At 58.6% G+C, this 17,450-nt stretch carries 13 protein-coding genes; 8 read left to right on the top strand and 5 right to left on the bottom strand.

Annotation, left to right across the window (positions count from 1 at the left end):
• Window positions 1–95: 95 nt before the first annotated feature.
• The 5 genes from ACN08V_RS02085 (at window position 96) to ACN08V_RS02105 (ending at window position 5,654) form a co-directional block, all read left to right on the top strand.
• Window positions 96–818 carry a hypothetical protein gene (locus ACN08V_RS02085; protein ID WP_419104355.1) on the top strand — a complete coding sequence of 241 codons (723 nt, stop codon included), beginning with the start codon at window positions 96–98 and terminating at the stop codon, window positions 816–818.
• Between the two features lie 762 nt (window positions 819–1,580).
• Window positions 1,581–3,428 (top strand): molecular chaperone DnaK, encoded by a 1,848-nt coding sequence (gene dnaK / locus ACN08V_RS02090; RefSeq protein WP_419104356.1) that lies wholly within the window; start codon window positions 1,581–1,583, stop codon window positions 3,426–3,428.
• Window positions 3,429–3,430: 2 nt separating this feature from the next.
• Window positions 3,431–4,024, top strand: a complete 594-nt coding sequence (locus ACN08V_RS02095) for a nucleotide exchange factor GrpE (RefSeq protein WP_419104357.1) — start codon at window positions 3,431–3,433, stop codon at window positions 4,022–4,024.
• Between the two features lie 185 nt (window positions 4,025–4,209).
• Window positions 4,210–5,226: a DnaJ C-terminal domain-containing protein gene (locus tag ACN08V_RS02100; RefSeq protein ID WP_419104358.1), complete on the top strand. Its 1,017-nt coding sequence runs from the start codon at window positions 4,210–4,212 to the stop codon at window positions 5,224–5,226.
• A gap of 2 nt (window positions 5,227–5,228) precedes the next feature.
• On the top strand, window positions 5,229–5,654 hold the full coding sequence (locus tag ACN08V_RS02105) for a heat shock protein transcriptional repressor HspR (protein ID WP_419104359.1): 426 nt from the start codon (window positions 5,229–5,231) through the stop codon (window positions 5,652–5,654).
• A gap of 105 nt (window positions 5,655–5,759) precedes the next feature.
• Here the strand turns inward: ACN08V_RS02105 and trmB are convergent, their stop codons facing one another.
• Window positions 5,760–6,581, bottom strand: a complete 822-nt coding sequence (trmB, locus tag ACN08V_RS02110; protein ID WP_419099960.1) for a tRNA (guanosine(46)-N7)-methyltransferase TrmB — start codon at window positions 6,579–6,581, stop codon at window positions 5,760–5,762.
• A 95-nt stretch (window positions 6,582–6,676) separates the two neighbouring features.
• The gene (locus ACN08V_RS02115) at window positions 6,677–8,359 is read right to left on the bottom strand and encodes an alanine/glycine:cation symporter family protein (RefSeq protein ID WP_419104360.1); all 1,683 of its coding nucleotides are present in this window, start codon (window positions 8,357–8,359) and stop codon (window positions 6,677–6,679) included.
• A gap of 224 nt (window positions 8,360–8,583) precedes the next feature.
• On the opposite strand from ACN08V_RS02115, the gene ACN08V_RS02120 reads away from it, so the two are divergent.
• Window positions 8,584–10,041 (top strand): amino acid permease, encoded by a 1,458-nt coding sequence (locus ACN08V_RS02120; protein WP_419104361.1) that lies wholly within the window; start codon window positions 8,584–8,586, stop codon window positions 10,039–10,041.
• 81 nt (window positions 10,042–10,122) lie between these two features.
• Here the strand turns inward: ACN08V_RS02120 and ACN08V_RS02125 are convergent, their stop codons facing one another.
• The 3 genes from ACN08V_RS02125 to ACN08V_RS02135 all read right to left on the bottom strand — a co-directional run bounded on the left by ACN08V_RS02125 (window position 10,123) and on the right by ACN08V_RS02135 (window position 13,807).
• Window positions 10,123–11,379 carry an MFS transporter gene (locus ACN08V_RS02125; RefSeq protein ID WP_419104362.1) on the bottom strand — a complete coding sequence of 419 codons (1,257 nt, stop codon included), beginning with the start codon at window positions 11,377–11,379 and terminating at the stop codon, window positions 10,123–10,125.
• Window positions 11,380–11,455: 76 nt separating this feature from the next.
• Window positions 11,456–12,286 carry an HNH endonuclease family protein gene (locus ACN08V_RS02130; protein ID WP_419104363.1) on the bottom strand — a complete coding sequence of 277 codons (831 nt, stop codon included), beginning with the start codon at window positions 12,284–12,286 and terminating at the stop codon, window positions 11,456–11,458.
• Window positions 12,287–12,358: 72 nt separating this feature from the next.
• Entirely contained in the window at window positions 12,359–13,807 is a 1,449-nt protein-coding gene (locus ACN08V_RS02135) for a TY-Chap domain-containing protein (RefSeq protein ID WP_419104364.1), read from the bottom strand.
• A 282-nt stretch (window positions 13,808–14,089) separates the two neighbouring features.
• Here ACN08V_RS02135 and ACN08V_RS02140 point away from each other — a divergent pair, with 282 nt between their 5' ends.
• Both ACN08V_RS02140 and ACN08V_RS02145 read left to right on the top strand, forming a co-directional pair.
• Window positions 14,090–16,453: a Tex family protein gene (locus ACN08V_RS02140; protein ID WP_419104365.1), complete on the top strand. Its 2,364-nt coding sequence runs from the start codon at window positions 14,090–14,092 to the stop codon at window positions 16,451–16,453.
• Window positions 16,454–16,553: 100 nt separating this feature from the next.
• Window positions 16,554–17,393 carry an aldo/keto reductase gene (locus tag ACN08V_RS02145; RefSeq protein WP_419104366.1) on the top strand — a complete coding sequence of 280 codons (840 nt, stop codon included), beginning with the start codon at window positions 16,554–16,556 and terminating at the stop codon, window positions 17,391–17,393.
• Window positions 17,394–17,450: the final 57 nt, after the last annotated feature.

Raw genomic sequence — 17,450 nt, forward strand, 5'->3', positions numbered from 1 at the left:
ATTGTTCTCCAGCCGGAAGAGAAGATGATAGTTTTACAGGGACGTTCTAGGTCATCTCAGATGCCCTGGTTATAAGAAGAGAGAGAAGGCAAGCTGTGTCTCAAAATCCCTATAATCCCCAGTCTCCGCAAAACCCGCAGAACCCGGAGAACCCCGATCATCCTGAAACTACTCCTGGGCTTGAGCAGACTAATACTCCTCATCCTGAGCAGGGAGTTACCCCTGGCCAGGAGTCCCTGGCTGAGGGGCGGGCAGATTTGCCCCAGCACGAGAGTAATCTGCCTCCTGCGCCGGCTCAGCCTGGAGTGGGGGAGCCTGCCCCGAAGAGTAAAAAAGGCTTGATGATTGGTCTTCTGCTGGTCCTGGGCGTGGTCATTGCTCTTGCGAGTAGTTTCTTTCTGCTGTCTGGCCCAAAGACCAAGACCTATGAGGACCTTACTCAGGGCATGACAGAAATAGGTAAAGAGAAAGGGATGGAGTTCTGCGCTGACTATCAGGACACTGTGCTCAATGACGCTAAGCCCCTGGACCAGGTTGAAGATATTCCTGATGACACTCAGGTCTTTTTCTGCTCCTCGGTGGATATGACTAGCTTGGAGACCCTGATGTCTGCTGATATGTCTCAGAATCCTAAAATGATGGTGGGGCTCTTCTCGGCGAGTGAATTTACCAGAGAAGATTTTGGTGACCTAGGTGAATTAGAAGATGGGCAATGGTCTTTGGCCGATGATCACTGGGGTGTGTTCTCTAATGTAGATGATGCTAAGGAGCTGGCTCAAAAAACTCTGGGTGGAAACCTGGTTGAGAGCAAAGAGTAAAAAGCTCCTTTTGGCGGCGCTGTAGGCGCCTGTCGCTGAGAGTTTTCGATGGCTTGTGTATAATACACAGGTACACACACTTGATGGGTGCTCTTGAGAGGTTGTCTAGCTTCCGGTTCATACAGCAGTGAGCTGTTGAGTATCCATACGCCAGTTTCTTGAGTTCTTTCGAGATGACGAAAGCCCCGTAGGCCACACACCTACGGGGCTTTTGCGTTGTCCAGAAAGATACTAGGTAACTACCCGGCACACACTTAGAATCGGACAAGCAAGGTTAGCGCCCAAAGAGCTTGGCGAAGAAGCCACCGCTTGGTACAGCTACCGCTTTCTCTGCTTCAGTATGCTTGCCATTGCACCATTGTCCAGGAGGGACTGAAGCCTTCACGGTATCTATATGCTGACCACAGCCAGCCCAAGTGGTCTTAGAACACAGCTTGCAGTTAACAGGACGGCACATTATTTTCTCCTAAAGCGAGGAATCTTTCACAAATAATTATACCCCCAGGGGTATTAAATCAAGTAACGGGGTGCTGGGGTCGTGAAGCCTGTAGAGCTGAGAAGTGGGTGTTTTGCCTGGGGTGGCCTGACTGCCCGCTGCAGATGAATAAATTTATTGCAAAAAAGTTGAGTCTTTTACACTCAACTCTCTTGACTTCTGTTTCAAATCTGTCAGACTAGAGAGTGAGCCAAACGGATTGAGCCTATTTGACTCAAGATGTTTGCAAGACTTTCAAGTAACCCAACTCAATAGGAGAACACATCATGGCACGTGCAGTAGGCATTGACCTCGGTACCACCAACTCAGTTGTATCAGTCCTCGAAGGCGGCGAGCCCGTCGTTATCGCAAACGCCGAGGGCGCCCGCACCACCCCCTCCGTCGTTGCCTTCAGCAAGGATGGCGAAGTCCTGGTAGGCGACGTCGCCAAGCGTCAGGCAGTCACCAACGTTGACCGCACCATCGCATCCGTCAAGCGTCATATGGGCACCACCTGGACCCAGGAGATCGACGGCAAGCCCTACACCGCTCAGGAAATCTCAGCTCGTACCCTCATGAAGCTCAAGGGTGACGCGGAGGCCTACCTGAACGATAAGGTCACCGACGCAGTTATTACCGTTCCCGCCTACTTCAACGACGCTGAGCGTCAGGCCACCAAGGAAGCCGGTGAAATCGCCGGCCTCAACGTCCTGCGTATCGTCAACGAACCCACTGCCGCAGCACTCGCCTACGGCCTGGACAAGGGCAACGAAGACGAACTGATCCTGGTATTCGACCTCGGTGGCGGTACCTTCGACGTCTCCCTGCTCGAAGTTGGTAAGGACGAAGACGGCTTCTCCACCATCCAGGTTCGCGCAACCTCGGGCGATAACCGCCTGGGTGGCGACGACTGGGACCAGCGCATCGTTGACTGGCTCCTGGAGCAGGTCAAGTCCAAGACCGGTGCCGACCTGTCCAAGGACAAGATCGCTCTCCAGCGTCTGCGCGAGGCCGCTGAGCAGGCCAAGAAGGAACTCTCTTCTGCAACCTCCACCAACATCTCCCTGCAGTACCTCTCCGTTACCCCCGAGGGCCCCATCCACCTGGACGAGAAGCTGACCCGCGCCAAGTTCCAGGACATGACCAGCGACCTGATCGAGCGCACCAAGAAGCCCTTCAACGACGTTATCGCTGAGGCAGACGTCAAGGTTTCGGACATCGCTCACATCGTTCTGGTCGGTGGCTCAACCCGTATGCCCGCAGTAACCGAGGTAGTCAAGGAACTCTCCGGTGGCCGCGAACCCAACAAGGGTGTTAACCCCGATGAGGTTGTCGCCATGGGTGCAGCCCTGCAGGCCGGTGTGCTGAAGGGTGAGCGCAAGGACGTTCTGCTGATTGACGTCACCCCCCTCTCCCTGGGTATCGAGACCAAGGGCGGCGTGATGACCAAGCTGATTGAGCGCAACACCGCGATACCCACCAAGCGCTCTGAAACCTTCACCACCGCTGAGGACAACCAGCCCTCCGTATCGATTCAGGTCTTCCAGGGTGAGCGCGAGTTCACCCGCGACAACAAGAACCTGGGCACCTTCGAACTGACCGGTATCGCCCCCGCTCCTCGCGGCGTACCCCAGATCGAGGTCACCTTCGACATCGACGCTAACGGCATCGTTCACGTCTCCGCTATGGACAAGGGCACCGGCAAGGAGCAGTCCATGACCATCACCGGCGGTACCTCACTCTCCAAGGACGACATCGACCGCATGGTCAAGGACGCCGAGGCTCACGCAGAGCAGGACAAGGCACGCCGCGAGGCCGCCGAGACCCGCAACGCCGCCGAGAACTCCGCTTACTCCATCGAGAAGCTCATCAAGGAAAACGGTGACAAGCTGCCCGAGGATGTCAAGACCGAGGTTCAGGCTGACGTTGACGCCCTGAAGGCTGCCCTTGAAGGTGAAGACGACGAAGCCGTCAAGACCGCCTTCGAGAAGCTGCAGGCTTCACAGACCAAGCTGGGTGAAGCTCTCTACGCTCAGGCTCAGGCTGATGCCGCCGCCGGCGAGGGGGAACAGGCTGAAGACGATGACGTTGTTGATGCCGAAGTAATCGATGAAGACGACGAGAAGAAGAACTAATCATGGCTGAGAACACCCAAGAGCCCACAGAACCCCAGGGCGGTGACCCCTTGGAAGAAGTCTTCCAGGCACCTGCTGCTGAGGGCCACCCTGAGCCCGACGGTGTTTCCGCTCAGGCTGCGGCAGGCGAAGAGTCTGCCGCCGCCGAAGCGGAATCAGAAGCTGAGGTTAGCCCCGATGCGGCCCTAGCGGCTGAGCGTTTGGAAGGCCTGCTTCGCCTCAAGGCTGAGTTCACCAACTTCAAGAACCGCACGGTCAAGGAGAAGGAACAGCTCCGCGACTTCGTGGTTGCTGACCTAGTTTCTGCGCTGTTGCCGGTGATTGACGATATTGATGCCGCCCGCAAACACGGCGACCTGGAAGATGGCCCCTTTGCCGCTATTGCCACCAAGCTGGAAGAGACCCTTGCTAAGCAGGGCCTGGAACGCTTTGGCGAGGTGGGGGAGCCTTTCGATCCGCAGGTTCACGAGGCTGTTTTGCAGCAACCGACCAGCGAGGTTGAACCGAACGCGGTTTCTATGGTTCTGCGCAACGGTTACCGGGTCAAGGACCGCCTGGTCCGCACCGCCCAGGTAGCTGTGGCAGTTGCCGAATAAAACAGACAAGGGGCGGGCGCCCGGCCTGATAGATCAGGTTGGGTGCCCGCCTTTTACACCAGGCAGGGAACCAGAATACTGGGTTGCCCCTACCTGTACACATGAAGAGGGGTTTGCCGTGAGCAAGACCCCAAGATAATAAGCACAGCATAAAAGACTTAAGATCTACCTCGGAAGGAGAGGCAATGGCGAGCGAAAACTGGCTCCATCAAGATTTTTATAAGGTACTGGGCGTAGCTGAGTCTGCCTCCGAGGCAGACATCAAGAAGGCCTACCGCAAGCTAGCCCGCAAGTACCACCCCGACCAGAACCCAGGGGACACGGCCGCAGAAAAGAAGTTCAAAGAGGTCTCCGAAGCCTACGACGTCCTCTCAGATGCCAAGCAAAAAGAAGAATACGACCAGATCCGCAAGTACGGGGCTGCAGGCTTCGCAGGGGCTGGTGGTGGTTTCCCCGGGGGTTTTCCCGCAGGCGCCGCAGGCGCAGGTGGCTTTCCTGGAAGCGCCGGTGGCTTTCCCGCAGGCGCCGGTGGCTTTCATACCTCCTCCGGCGGCGCCAACATTAATATTGAGGACCTACTTGGGGGCATGTTCGGTGGCGGCGGTTTCGGCGCCAGCAGCGGGGGCGGCTTCCCCGGCGGCTTCTCCGCTCCGGCTCCCAAGGGCGAGGATGCCACCACTAGCGTCCGCATTTCTCTGAAACAGGCCTACCAGGGCGGTGAAGTATCGGTCTTCCGCCCCGGAGGCTCCCAAACCACGGTCCGTCTGCCCCGCGGAGTTAAGGACGGCCAGAAAGTCCGCCTGCGCGGCAAAGGCCACCCCGGTCACGGGGGAGCGGGCGACCTCATCGTTAGGGTGAGAGTCGATGCCCACCCCGTTTTTGAACGCCAGGGTGATCATCTGCTGGTCAAGGTTCCTGTCAGCCTGCAAGAAGCCTTGCACGGTGGTGTTATTGAAGCGCCCACCCTCGATGGTTCTACCGTCAAACTCCGCTTGGCTGCCGGCTCACCAGCCGGCCGGAAACTGCGGGCCAAGGGGCGGGGCTTCGTCACCAAGAAGGGTAGCGGCGACCTACTGGTCATTCCCGAGGTTCAGGTACCTACCGACCTGAGTCAGGAGGCCTCTGATGCCTTGGATAACTTCCTGGCGCTGGCACCTCAGGTTAACCTACGGGCTGAGCTTTTGCGGAAGGCGGCTGAGTAACCATGGAACTTGAATCTGACCGGCCGGTCTTTGTGATTTCTGTGGCCGCAGAGTTGGCGGGTATGCACCCCCAGACTCTGCGCCAGTATGACCGCATGGGGCTGGTTCAGCCCTCACGAGCTCCGGGCCGGGCTCGCCGCTACTCGGAGCGGGATGTGCTCAAGCTCCAAGAGATTCAGGAGCTTTCCCAGTCCGGTGTCTCCCTCGAGGGGATTAAACGCATCATGCAGTTGGAGAACCGGGTAGAGGCCCTCAAGGCCCGTAACGCGGAGCTGTTGCGTAAGAATGAGGTCCTACGCCACCGCCTACAGGAGGGCGCTCGTGTGTTTGCCGCCGGGACGTCTGGCGGTGCGGTGCACCTGGCGCGCGGACAGCGTCCGGCACCCCGCCCCAAGTCCCAGGCCGTGGTGCTCTACCGCCCCCGCTAACCTCTTCTTGCCTAACCCCCCGTCCTTTCTCTCTTGTGCCCGGTTCTAAACACCGGGGCTAAGAGAGAAAGGACGGGGGTATCAAAAAGTAGAGGATGCCGAGCTTTAGCGGCGGATATAGGTCAGGTCGTGGGCGCGGCGGCCAGCCTCACCGGCCTTACGCTCAAAGGAAGTCACCACACGGCCCTCCCAGCGGGGAGCCCAACCGCCAACGGGGTCGTCCTCACTGGTGTTCTCACCGGCGTGAGCGTTCACAAAGTCGGGGTGGGCATCGAGAACTTCACGCATAACCAGGGCGTATTCTTCCCAGTCGGTTGCCAGTCGCCAGGTACCGCCGGGCTTGAGCACGCGGGCTACCTTATCGGCAAAAGCCGGGGAGACCAGGCGACGCTTGTGGTGGCGAGCCTTATGCCAGGGATCGGGGAAGAAAACCCACAGCTCATCGACAGAGTTCTCTTCAAGCAGGTTATCGAGTAGCTCTGGGGCGTTAGCCTGCGCTACACGCACATTCTCTACCCCGGCCTGGCCCATCTTGAGCAGCAGGTCGGCAATGCCGGGGGTGTAAACCTCAACAGCTAGGAAATTGGCTTCGGGGACCTGACTTGCCCGGTGGACAATGGCCTCACCCAGGCCAGAGCCGATTTCAAGGACCAGGGGCGCACCGGCGCGGCCGTAGAGCTCTTCCGGGTTAAAGACGGCACCCTCGGCAACTGAGGTGTCACCAATATTACGGGGGAGGTCCAGCAGGTGGGTGGGGGCGTAAGCATCCCAGGCTTTCTGGCGGCGGGCGGTCAGGCGGTCACCGCGACGAACAAAAGAGTAGGGCTGACGGTGGAACTTCTCGGGCACCGGAGCGTTTAAATCTTCCCCGGCAGCGGTGCGTGCTGCCTTCTGCTCGAGGTCTTGCTTCTGCTTATTGGTTTCCATAACTCTCCTTGCGAGGTTGAAAGGGTAGCCGGTGCTCGCGGAAACTCTAAGCGCCACCGGTAGCTAAGGCACCCATTATAGACCCCGCCCCCTAATTAGGATTGAGGTGGCTCTGCTGCCCTGGGATCGGTGGGGGAGCCAAAGGTGGGTTTGGCCTGCTGGATAATCGGCAGAGAACCAGTGACCAGGGGGATGCTCCCGGTATGCACCTGCTCAACGGACACATCGTAGACCTTGGAATCTTCCTTGGTCATAAGGTCTTCCTCAATCATCTTCTGAGTGATTACTTTGAGGCGGGTGGTGTCGGGGTGCTCTAGGGCGGGTTCGTTTTGGCTGAGGTCTACCTCGTGGTCAATCTGGGCATCCAAGCCACCGGGTAGGCCGTACATGAAGCCGTCAATAGTATCGACCGTGGCAACAAAGTTGGGGTCGTGGGTCAGGTACTTCTTGGTTTCACGGGCGACCAGGCCTGAGAGCAGGATGAGGCCAATGAGGTTGGGGATAGCCATCAGGCCGTTCATGATATCGGAGAAAGTAAAAACTACGGACAGGGGAGCGACTGCGCCCAGCCCGCACATGAGGGCAAAGACCATGCGGTAGCCAGTAATGGCTCGTTTACCGCCGCCCAGGGACTCAAGGGCGCGCTCACCGTAGTAGGACCAGCCCAGCACGGTTGAATACCCCAAAAGCACCAGGCAGAGGGTTACCACATAGCCGCCCCAGGGCCCAGGAATACCGGAGGAAAATGCTTGGGCGGTGGCAGTAGCCGGTTCGGAGTTAGTCCAGGTGCCCGTGGTCAGCAGAATGAAACCGGTCATGGAAATCACCACAAGGGTATCCACGAAAGTCTGGGTCATGGAGGCCAGGCCCTGGCGCACAGGGTGCGACGTCGTGGCAACTGAAGCGGGGATAGAGGCGGTACCCATCCCTGACTCGTTAGAGAAGAGGGAGCGTTGGGCACCGACCTGTAGGGCAAAAATCATTCCTGCACCGACCGCCCCGCCCAGGGCTCCTTGCCCGGTGAAAGCTCCCCGCAGAATCATGGCAAAGGCCTCCGGGATCATAGCGGCGTTACGTGCCACAATGTAGCCACCGAAGCCTAGATAAAGCAGAATCATCAGGGGAACACAAAAAGCGGCAATCTTCGAGACTGTCTTAATGCCACCCAAAAGAGCCAAGGCAGTTAGGAGGGCAAGGACAAGGGCGGTAGCCCAGGATGGTACCCCTAAGGAGTGCTCCAGGTTAGCGGAGATAGCATTGGATTGGGTCATGTTACCAATGCCAAAGCAGGCGAAAACACAGCAGATAGCAAACATTGTTGCCAGGAACTTGCCAAAGCGGTTAGGGATGCCTCGTTGCAGGTAGGCTTGGGGGCCTCCTGTTAGTTCCCCCATCTTGTCACGGTGACGGAAACGGACACCCAAAAAACATTCTGAGTATTTAGAGGCCATGCCGATAATAGCGGTAACCCACATCCAAAAGAGCGCCCCGGGGCCACCGATACTCAGGGAGAGAGCGACACCCACAATGTTGCCGGTACCCACCGTTGCCCCCAGGGCCGTGCTCATAGCCTGGAAGGATGAAATGTCACCTTTTGCGCCCTCCTGCCTGGCTCGGCGACCAAACTGCAGGCTCATTGCCTTGGTAAAAAGTCTGATTTGAATTAGGCCCAGGCGGACAGTCAGAAAAATGCCGGTGCCCACGAGAAGCGGTAGCAAAAGCCAGGGACCCCAAATGATACGGCTGGTTTCATCGAGTACCTGCTGGAGAGCGTCCACGCGATTTTTCCCATCTAAATTATGTTTTTTGGAGTGAGCGAACTTTCATCAATTTATCATGAATCCTACCTACTACCCGGTACTGAAAGATATGAGGAGCAAGAGGGCTTAGACTTGACCATAACCACTTAGTCTTATGAGCCTGATCATCCCTCCCAGGGACCCACTGGCCCCGGATGAAGAGGGCAAAAGCAGGCAGGACACAACAACATCAGGGGGTGCTTATGGCAACAACCGAGAACACACCGGGCCTAGAAGAAAAGGAAGGCCTGCAACGCGGGCTTTCCAACCGGCATATTCAGCTCATCGCTATCGGTGGAGCGATTGGTACCGGCCTCTTCATGGGCTCCGGCAAAACGATTTCACTGGCTGGCCCATCCTTGCTTCTGGTCTACGCGATTATTGGGGTCGTCATTTTCTTGGTTCTGCGGGCCATGGGAGAGCTACTCCTCTCTAACCTGAGCTATAAAACCTTCAACGATTTCATCACCGATATCCTGGGGCCCAGTGCTGGCTTTCTCATGGGCTGGTCCTACTGGTTTACCTGGGTTGTCATCGGCGTTGCCGATATTATCGCCATTACCGGCTATGTCCACTTTTGGTGGCCTGATTTACCCGCCTGGATTCCCGCTGTCTGCTTGATTGGCTTGCTCCTTGCCTTGAACCTGCCCAGCGTCAAGAACTTTGGCGAAATCGAGTTCTGGTTCGCTTTGATCAAAATTGTTGCCATCGTCCTTCTTATCATCGTGGGAGCGATTATGGTAATTGCCGGCTTTACCTCACCCAGCGGACAGCGGGCATCGGTGGAAAACCTCTGGAATGACGGCGGTTTCTTCCCCATGGGCGCCAGCGGCTTCTTCGCGGCCTTCCAGATCGGTATTTTCGCTTTCCTGGGTGCCGAGCTCATAGGCACTACAGCTGCCGAAACCAAGAACCCCACTGTGACCCTTCCCCGCGCTATCAACGCGGTGCCTCTTCGTATTATCGTCTTCTACGTTTTGACCTTGGCAGTTATTCTGATGGTCACACCCTGGCGCACTATTGACCCTGAGCAGAGCCCCTTCGTTGAAATGTTCACCCTGGCAGGGCTAGCTATTGCCGCACACCTGATTAATTTTGTGGTGCTGACCAGCGCTACCTCATCGGCCAACTCGGGTATTTTCTCTACCTCCCGCCTGATTTTCGGTCTGGCTCAGACCGGTAGCGCCCCGGCTATCTTTGGCCGCCTCTCCAAGAACGGTGTACCGCGCAATGGCCTTTTCCTCACCACGGTGCTACTCTTCTCAGGCATTATCCTGCTCTACTCGGGAGACTCCTTAATTGAGGCCTTTACACTGGTGACCACCGTGGCCTCGGTGCTCACCGTAGTAACCTGGTCTCTGATTATGGTCAGCTACATTAAGTACCGTAAGACCCGCCCCGAACTGCACGAGTCATCTGTCTATAAGCTCCCCGGCGGCATCTACACCTGCTACCTTGTTCTGGCTTTCTTCGTGGGTGTTATTGTCCTGCTCTTTAGCTATGAAGACACCCGCCAGGCCCTGATTGCTATGCCTTTCTGGTACGCCTTGCTTGCCCTTGGCTGGTTCTTCATTCACCGTAACAACCAGGGAACAACTCTGAAAGCCCGTGCCCGCCAGAAGGCGCTGGAGCACCAGGAACATGACTCATCAGCTCAATAGGCCCTAGAGGGTAAGTTGCTGAGGCCCGCTACCGGTACACCCGGTGGCGGGCCTTTGCCCTAGCTGATGGCATACAAGTTCTTATCCCGCAGTGTCTGCCCCTTGAGAGGGGAGATAGAGCGCAGAGAGCAGACAGCAGAAGAAAACCAGGGCGGTACAGCTCAGCGCCAGCCCTTCCCAGCCTGCATGGGGCAGAAGTAGCCCTGCCCCCCAACCGATAAGAGCTGAACCCCCGTAGTAGAAGGAGTTATAGAGCGCAGTCGCCTGCGATTTTGCAGGGCCAGCCAGCGCACCTGCCCAGCCGGAGGCAAGCGCGTGAGCGGCAAAGAAAGCCGCAGTCAGAAGCGCTAGGCCAGCTATGACCAGTGGCAGGGGGCGGGCCAGGGTGAGTAGGATTCCTCCAGCCATGAGCAGACAGGCCGCCAGGAAAACCCGTTTGAGCCCTCCGCGCTGGGCCAGCTTACCGCCAAACCCCGACGAAACTGTACCCAGTAGGTAGATCAGAAAGATAAAAGAGAGCAGGAACGGTGAGAGGTGGTAGGGAGCGGCCTGGAGCTTGAAGCCGATGTAGTTGTAGATGCTGACGAAGGCACCCATGAGGGCAAACCCTGCGGTGAAGAGGGTTACTTCTTGACGGTTGCGCAGCAGTGCCCCCACTTTTGCCCAGGAGCTGTCAGCGTAGGGGGCAGAGGCTGCAGCTCTTTGGCAGGGCCGGTCATGTGAGGCAGGCATGAGTACGATAAAGATTAGCGCGGCCATGAAGCCGGTGAAGGAGACCGAGAACATAGCTACCCGCCAGCTTAACAGTTCGGTCAGTGCCCCGGAGAGTAATCTACCGATGAGCCCGCCCACGCTGGTTCCTGAGATATAAAGCCCGGCGGCCGCAGCCCGGACCGAAATATGGGCTTCTGTCACAATGACGGCTACCGCCAGCCCCGCAACACCGCCCAGAAAGGCCCCTTCGAATGTTCGAAGAACAAGGAGCAGAGGGTAGAGCTGGATCCAGGGTGTTATGAGCCCCAGAAGGGTTGCCCCGCACAGAGCTAGGGTCATGGTGCGCACCCGCCCCCAACGGTCAGCTAATGCCGCCCACAGGAGGGTGCAGAGGGCAAGACCGGCGGTGGAGCAGGAGATGGTGAGAGCGGCGCGGTCCGCTGAGATAGCCAGGTCGCGGGCTATCTGGGGAATCAGTGGTTGGGGGGAATAGAGCTGGGCAAAGGTTGCGACCCCCGCAGCAAAGAGGGCTGTGAGCAGCCGCCGGTATTCACGGCTTCCGCCCCGGTAGCCTTCAAAGGTGTAGGTCAAGGTCTTCCTCCGGGCCTCGGTGACAGGTGGCACATCTAACCTTAACCGGGGAGATCTCTGTGAGTGTCTTTATTGCGCTGGGTGACACACCGGCAAGCCGGTCAAAGCGCTAGCCACGAGCAAAGCTGGAACGGTAGGCGGGCTGATCTGGGCAGGTTGCCAGGACCCCCTGCATGGCTCGTTTTTCCGCTGAAGTGATGGTCAAATGATAGGCAGCCTTGACTGAAATCTGCCGGGCAACGTACTCGCACCGGTAGCCTGTTTGGGGGAGCCAGCTAGCGGCGTCCTTATTGGACTTGGTGGTGTTGCTGAACTGCCCGGCTGCTTGGAGGTTGAGCGGGTCGTTTGCTATGAGGGTGCGCTCTGTGAGACTCCACTGCCAGGCCCCTGAACTCCAGGCGTTAGAGAGCGCTACAACATGGTCAATGGGCACAGCTTCGCTGGTTTTTTCACCGCGCCTGAAGCTAATGATCTCGGTGGTGTAGGGGTCAGTAAGGGTCCCGGAAAGTACCTTACAGTTCTTAGATAGGTCCAGGTCGGTGAGGTCCCTGGCCAGAATATCATTGCGTTGGTCACACCCATTGCCGTCAATATCCTCCCAGGCCTGGCCGAAAGCTGAACGCTTGTAACCGCCCCCGCTATAGGGTTTGGCCACGGTGATGGTTTCAAGGACCTGGGAGGCAGTCGAGTAGGTTTCAACCCCTGAGCCCGCGAAGCCGGTGCTGACCGGTCGTCCACCACCGGTGATGCTCTCAAAACCGGTGCGGAGATCCCAGTTATGGGATCGCAACCAGAGAACACCGGTGACCAGCAGAAGAACCAGAAGAATGATCGCCAGGGTTGGCTTGTATCCCGAGGAGGAAGAAACTCCCCGGCGCTTGCCCGTAAAACCGGAAGCGGGAAGACGCGGTGCCCTGCGGGCCTTCTTGAAGATTGCCATAGGCACACCATTCTAGCGGTGCGCGCAAGAAAGCGCAGGGCTCAGAACCTCAAACGGAGCGGGAGGTGAGCTTTAGCTAAAGTCCTCGACCACAACGTAGCCTTGGCCTGTTACCGGCACCATGGGGATAGACCCGGTGCCAGGGTGGGCAACATCTACGGTGGCGCTACCGGTGGGGTCATCAGACTGGTAGTAGTCAGGCTGGCCGCACCCCATGCCCATGCGCATGGCGCTAATAATTCCATCGGCGGCGTCTGCCACAGAGAGGAAGTTCCGGGTCCAGCGACCTGAGCCCGTGGGGGCGGTCCAGCCCCGGTTGAGCAGGGCTTGTGTGTCGAGCTGAACCAGGACTGTCTCAAACTCGTCGGGTGAGGTGAGTTCACAGAAATAGCCAGCCGGTGAGCGCAGGATATTGACGTAGCTGGTGTAGTCACCGGTTTCTACAACCTCCGGTGAGATGTAGTAAAGGCGTAGGGACAGGTTCCAGGGGAGCTCTTCAAGGCGCTGACGCATGACATCGGTGAGTTCCTGCCAGGCACGGGCTATCTGCTCATCGTCGGTGAGAGGCTTGGGTCGGACAACGCCGATTCCCTGCGCCTGGATATCTTTGATTTTGAGGGAGCCTGTGGGCGTAGAAGCCTGCTGATGCCCCCCACCAGCGGGTATGCTGGCGGCCGCGCTGCTCAGGGCATCACTAATCATCTGGCGGCCTACCTGTAGGGCCCGGTTCCAAGAGTCATATTTGGCGCGGACAGCACCCAGGTGAGGCACCCGGCCAGTACGGGCGGGGTCTTCGGCCCAGCTACCGTAGAGCAAGACGGAGGGTTTACGGTCGTAGCGGATGCAGTAGCTGAGGAAATCGCCCAGGGTATTGCGGAAGGTGCGTTCGCTCAGGCTCGTTGCAGCCAGTTTGAGCCCGTGGGAGTCCGCATGCGGCGGGCAGATGCCGACTTTGAGCAGAGCCCTGCTCCAGGAACGGTTGCCCAGGCGGTCTTCGATGAGGGCGCGAGAGGGCGGCCAGGCGAAGTCGTCCCGAGAGATGTAATCAACTTCTGCCGGTAGGTTGACTACAAAATCGTCGTAAGTCTGCTCATCGAGCTCGGTGTAGGGGTGCTCTGCCATGTATTTGAGAGCGGCACCGATGCGGCCCACCACCTCGGCGATCACCTGAGCGGGTACTGAGAAAGATTCCAGCATGCGGGGCAGGTCCTGGACGATGGTGGGGTCAAGGCCCGTCGCGGCGTACTCGTAGTCAGCTTCTAGGTCGTAGGTGATAGCAACCGCGTACCAGAGGGCTGAAGCCATCAGCACATTGGTGTGAATCTGCTCTTTGCGGCCCTCAAAGACCCAGCGGCCCGAGTTGATAGCGCGTTCTAGCAGCTCACGGTCAATGCTGGGGTAAAGAACAACGATCCGGCTAAAGGCCTCAGATGCAGTCCACCCCATACGGGCGAGGCCGGTTAGCAAGGAGCCATAATTCTCGCAGAAGTCGGCGTATTCGAAATCGGTTGCATCTGGCACGTGGTTCTCCAAAGCAAAGGGGACGGGTGAACTGGAGGGGGAAGAAACCTGTAGCTGAGGCTAGGCCATAGATATATGAGATCCTGAGTCCCCTGACACCACTTTAGGTGGCTGGGCACCTGTCTGACCACCATAGGCCCAACTGTTACAGACAAATAAGCTCATTATGACTCTCGAACCTGCCATGGTACAAGGCGGTGCCTTGGCCGGTCAGCACGGTATAAATAGCCCGCCTAGCGGCATAGGTTCTGGGCACTCTGTCTTAATGAGAAACTAGAAACTATGACAAGAGCAGGTGAGGCAGAACTTTCCCCCATTGAGCAGCGGATTGCCCAGGAGCTGGGCGTCCGGCCAGAGCAGGTGATAGCGGCTCTTGCCCTGCTCGATGACGGCGCTACCGTCCCCTTTATCGCCCGCTACCGCAAGGAAGCGACCGGTGGGTTAGACGATACCCAGCTTCGTACCCTTGCTGAGCGGTTGCGTTACCTGCGCGAGCTGGAAGAGCGCCGGGTAGCCATCGTCAATACCCTGCACGAGCGGGCTGTCCTGACCGAGGAACTAGCCCGGGCCTTGGCGCTGGCACCGACAAAGAACGAGCTAGAAGCCCTCTACGCCCCGCACAAGACCAAGCGCAAGACCCTGGCTTACCTAGCACGCGAAGCCGGCCTGGACTCTCTGGTGGAGGACCTGCTAGAAGTACCCTTTGCCCCCACCGCAGATATTGCCGATGCCTACGTTGAGCCGGAGCTTGCAGGCGCTGAACCCGGAACCGTAGAAGCCACCGTCGCCTCCGTTGAGAATGCCCTGGAGGGTGCCCGTGCTCTGCTCATTGAACAGGCCGTGAGCGACCCCACCCTGGCAGAGACCCTGCGCCAGCGCTTTACTCGCAGGGGTGTGATTACCTCCCGGCTCATTGCTGGACAGCAGGAAACCGGCGCTAAGTTCAGTGACTACTTTGAGTTCAACGAAGAAATCCGGCGGATCCCCTCCCACCGGGTGCTGGCCCTGTTCCGTGCGGAGAAAGCCGGGGCCGTCAAAGTCAATATCGATGTAGATGTTCTGCCCCCGCCCAAGAGCCAGCTCAAGGGTGCGGCCCGCGAAGCCGCCGAGATCCTGTCCGAGGAATACGAGCGCGAGCGCGGCTGGTACGAACGCACCGTAGCTGAGGCCCTGGGCATTGGTGCCCAGGTACTCAACACTGTCTCGGATGAGCAGATGGTGCTGGGCTGGCTGGCCAAGACGGTGCGGCTGGCCTGGCGGCAACGGCTGCTCCCGCGTCTTGCCAGCCAGGTGCGTACTCAGCTCTTTGAGCAGGCCGAGAAGGATGCCATTGCCGTCTTTGCCTCTAACCTGCGCGATGTTCTGCTAGCCGCCCCGGCCGGTTCCCGCCCCACCCTGGGACTGGACCCCGGCCTGCGGACCGGGGTTAAAGTGGCCGTGGTGGGCGCTACCGGCCAGGTGCTGGAGACCGCCGTGATCTACCCGCATGCCCCCCGCAACCAGTGGGAGGCCGCCCTGACCACCCTGGAAGAACTGGTGACCCGGCACTCAGTAGAGTTGGTTGCGGTGGGTAACGGCACAGCCAGCCGGGAAACCGATAAGCTGGCCGGCCAGCTCATTCAAGGCCTGACCGCCGCAGGACACCGGGGCGTTCAAAAGGTCGTGGTCTCCGAAGCCGGGGCGTCAGTCTATTCCGCCTCAGAACTGGCCTCGCGTGAACTGCCCGGGTTAGACGTCTCCTTGCGCGGAGCCGTCTCCATCGCCCGCCGCCTGCAAGACCCCCTGGCCGAGCTGGTCAAAATTGACCCCCAATCCATTGGCGTGGGCCAGTACCAGCACGACGTCACCCCGGCAGCCCTGACGCGCTCACTAGATGCTGTGGTAGAGGACTGCGTGAACGCGGTAGGCGTGCTGGTCAATTCTGCCTCCCCGGCTCTTTTGGCGCGGGTAGCTGGCCTCAATAAGACGATTGCCGAGAATATTGTGGCCTACCGGACCGAGCACGGCCCTTTCACCTGCCGCCGTGACCTGCTCAATGTACCCCGCCTGGGGCCTAAAGCCTACGAGCAGGCCGCTGGTTTTGTGCGCATTGTGGGTGGGAGCGAAGCGCTGGATGCCTCCGGGGTTCACCCCGAGTCCTACCCGCTGGCCCGCACCATCGTGCAGGCCGCCGGTGGCTTGGACGGTAGCCGGGTGCCCTCAGAAGCCCTCAGCCAGCTTGACCCCCGTAACTTTGTGACCGAGAGCGTGGGCCTGCCCACCGTTACCGATATCTTTGCTGAACTTAGCGCCCCCGGGCGCGACCCCCGCCCCTGCTTCCGCACCGCCGCCTTTGCTGAGGGCGTGGAAAACATCAAGGACCTGGCCCCGGGCATGATTTTGGAGGGAACCGTCTCGAACGTGGCTGCTTTCGGTGCTTTCGTGGATATTGGGGTTCACCAGGACGGGCTGATTCACGTGTCGCAGATGAGCGAAAACTTTGTCTCAGACCCGCACACCATCGTCCACTCGGGGCAGATTGTGCAGGTGCGGGTGGTGGAGGCTGACCCTCAGCGCCGCCGTATTTCGCTTTCCCTGCTTCTGGAAGATACCCGACCGGCTCATCGTGGGCGGGGCGCCCAGCACAAAGGTAAAAAACGTCCCTGAGCCTAAGATCTGGTTCACCACTACCGAACACTACTAGCCGGGAGCCAGATCACGGGCATACAGTGGGAGGTAGCCAACCCCCCGCGAAAGGATACCTTCCATGACTTCTGCACCCCGTCTAAGCTTTAACGACGGCAAGACCATTCCCCAGCTAGGCTACGGTGTCTGGCAGGTAGAGAACGACGTAGCCGAAAAGGTGGTGGGCCTGGCCTTGGAAGCCGGTTACCGTCACATCGACACCGCCAAAATCTACGGGAACGAAGAAGGCACCGGCAAGGCTATCGCGGCTTCCGGTCTTGCCCGCGAGGAAGTTTTTGTGACCACCAAGGTCTGGAACGACGAGCAGGGCTACGAGCAGGCTATGACCGCTGTGGAGGCATCCCTGGAACGTCTGGGCACCGACTATGTTGACCTGCTCCTGATTCACTGGGCTAAGCCTTCTCAGGGCCTCTACGTGGAGACCTGGAAGGCCCTGATTGAGCTTCAGAAGCAGGGTAGGGCTAAGTCGATTGGTGTGTCCAACTTCCCCGAAGAACAGCTCCGCGAGATTATCGCCGAGACCGGGGTGACCCCGGCGATTCACCAGATTGAATTGCACCCCTACTTTGCCCAGGAGCGCTTGCGCCAGGTGCACGCAGAGCTGGGGATTATCACCCAGGCCTGGAGCCCGCTGGGTATGGGTAACCGTTCTGGCCTGCTGGAAAACCCTGTCATTGGTCAAATCGCTCAGGCTCACGGCGCAACCCCGGCACAGGTTATCCTGGCCTGGCATCGCGCTCACGGCATTGTGGCTATCCCTAAATCTGTGACCCCCGAGCGTATTGTCTCTAACTTTGAGTCACTGAAGGTCACTCTTACCGATGATGACATCACCGCCATTGATGCGCTCTCTTCTGCCGAGGGACGCATCGGCCCCGACCCGGCAACCATTGACTTCTAAATCGGCCCGTTACATCTAACACCCGCCCTTTCTCTCTTGCCCCCGGTGTATAAGTCC

Source organism: Rothia sp. P5766, from assembly GCF_048513555.1.
Classification (GTDB): Bacteria; Actinomycetota; Actinomycetes; order Actinomycetales; family Micrococcaceae; genus Rothia.

Excerpts from the sequence above, each read along its gene's own strand:
- dnaK (WP_419104356.1), top strand. The coding sequence starts at position 1,581 with ATGGCACGTGCAGTAGGCATTGACCTCGGTACCACCAACTCAGTTGTA.
- ACN08V_RS02095 (WP_419104357.1), top strand. The coding sequence starts at position 3,431 with ATGGCTGAGAACACCCAAGAGCCCACAGAACCCCAGGGCGGTGACCCC.
- ACN08V_RS02100 (WP_419104358.1), top strand. The coding sequence starts at position 4,210 with ATGGCGAGCGAAAACTGGCTCCATCAAGATTTTTATAAGGTACTGGGC.
- ACN08V_RS02105 (WP_419104359.1), top strand. The coding sequence starts at position 5,229 with ATGGAACTTGAATCTGACCGGCCGGTCTTTGTGATTTCTGTGGCCGCA.
- trmB (WP_419099960.1), bottom strand. The coding sequence starts at position 6,581 with ATGGAAACCAATAAGCAGAAGCAAGACCTCGAGCAGAAGGCAGCACGC.
- ACN08V_RS02120 (WP_419104361.1), top strand. The coding sequence starts at position 8,584 with ATGGCAACAACCGAGAACACACCGGGCCTAGAAGAAAAGGAAGGCCTG.
- ACN08V_RS02130 (WP_419104363.1), bottom strand. The coding sequence starts at position 12,286 with ATGGCAATCTTCAAGAAGGCCCGCAGGGCACCGCGTCTTCCCGCTTCC.
- ACN08V_RS02140 (WP_419104365.1), top strand. The coding sequence starts at position 14,090 with ATGACAAGAGCAGGTGAGGCAGAACTTTCCCCCATTGAGCAGCGGATT.
- ACN08V_RS02145 (WP_419104366.1), top strand. The coding sequence starts at position 16,554 with ATGACTTCTGCACCCCGTCTAAGCTTTAACGACGGCAAGACCATTCCC.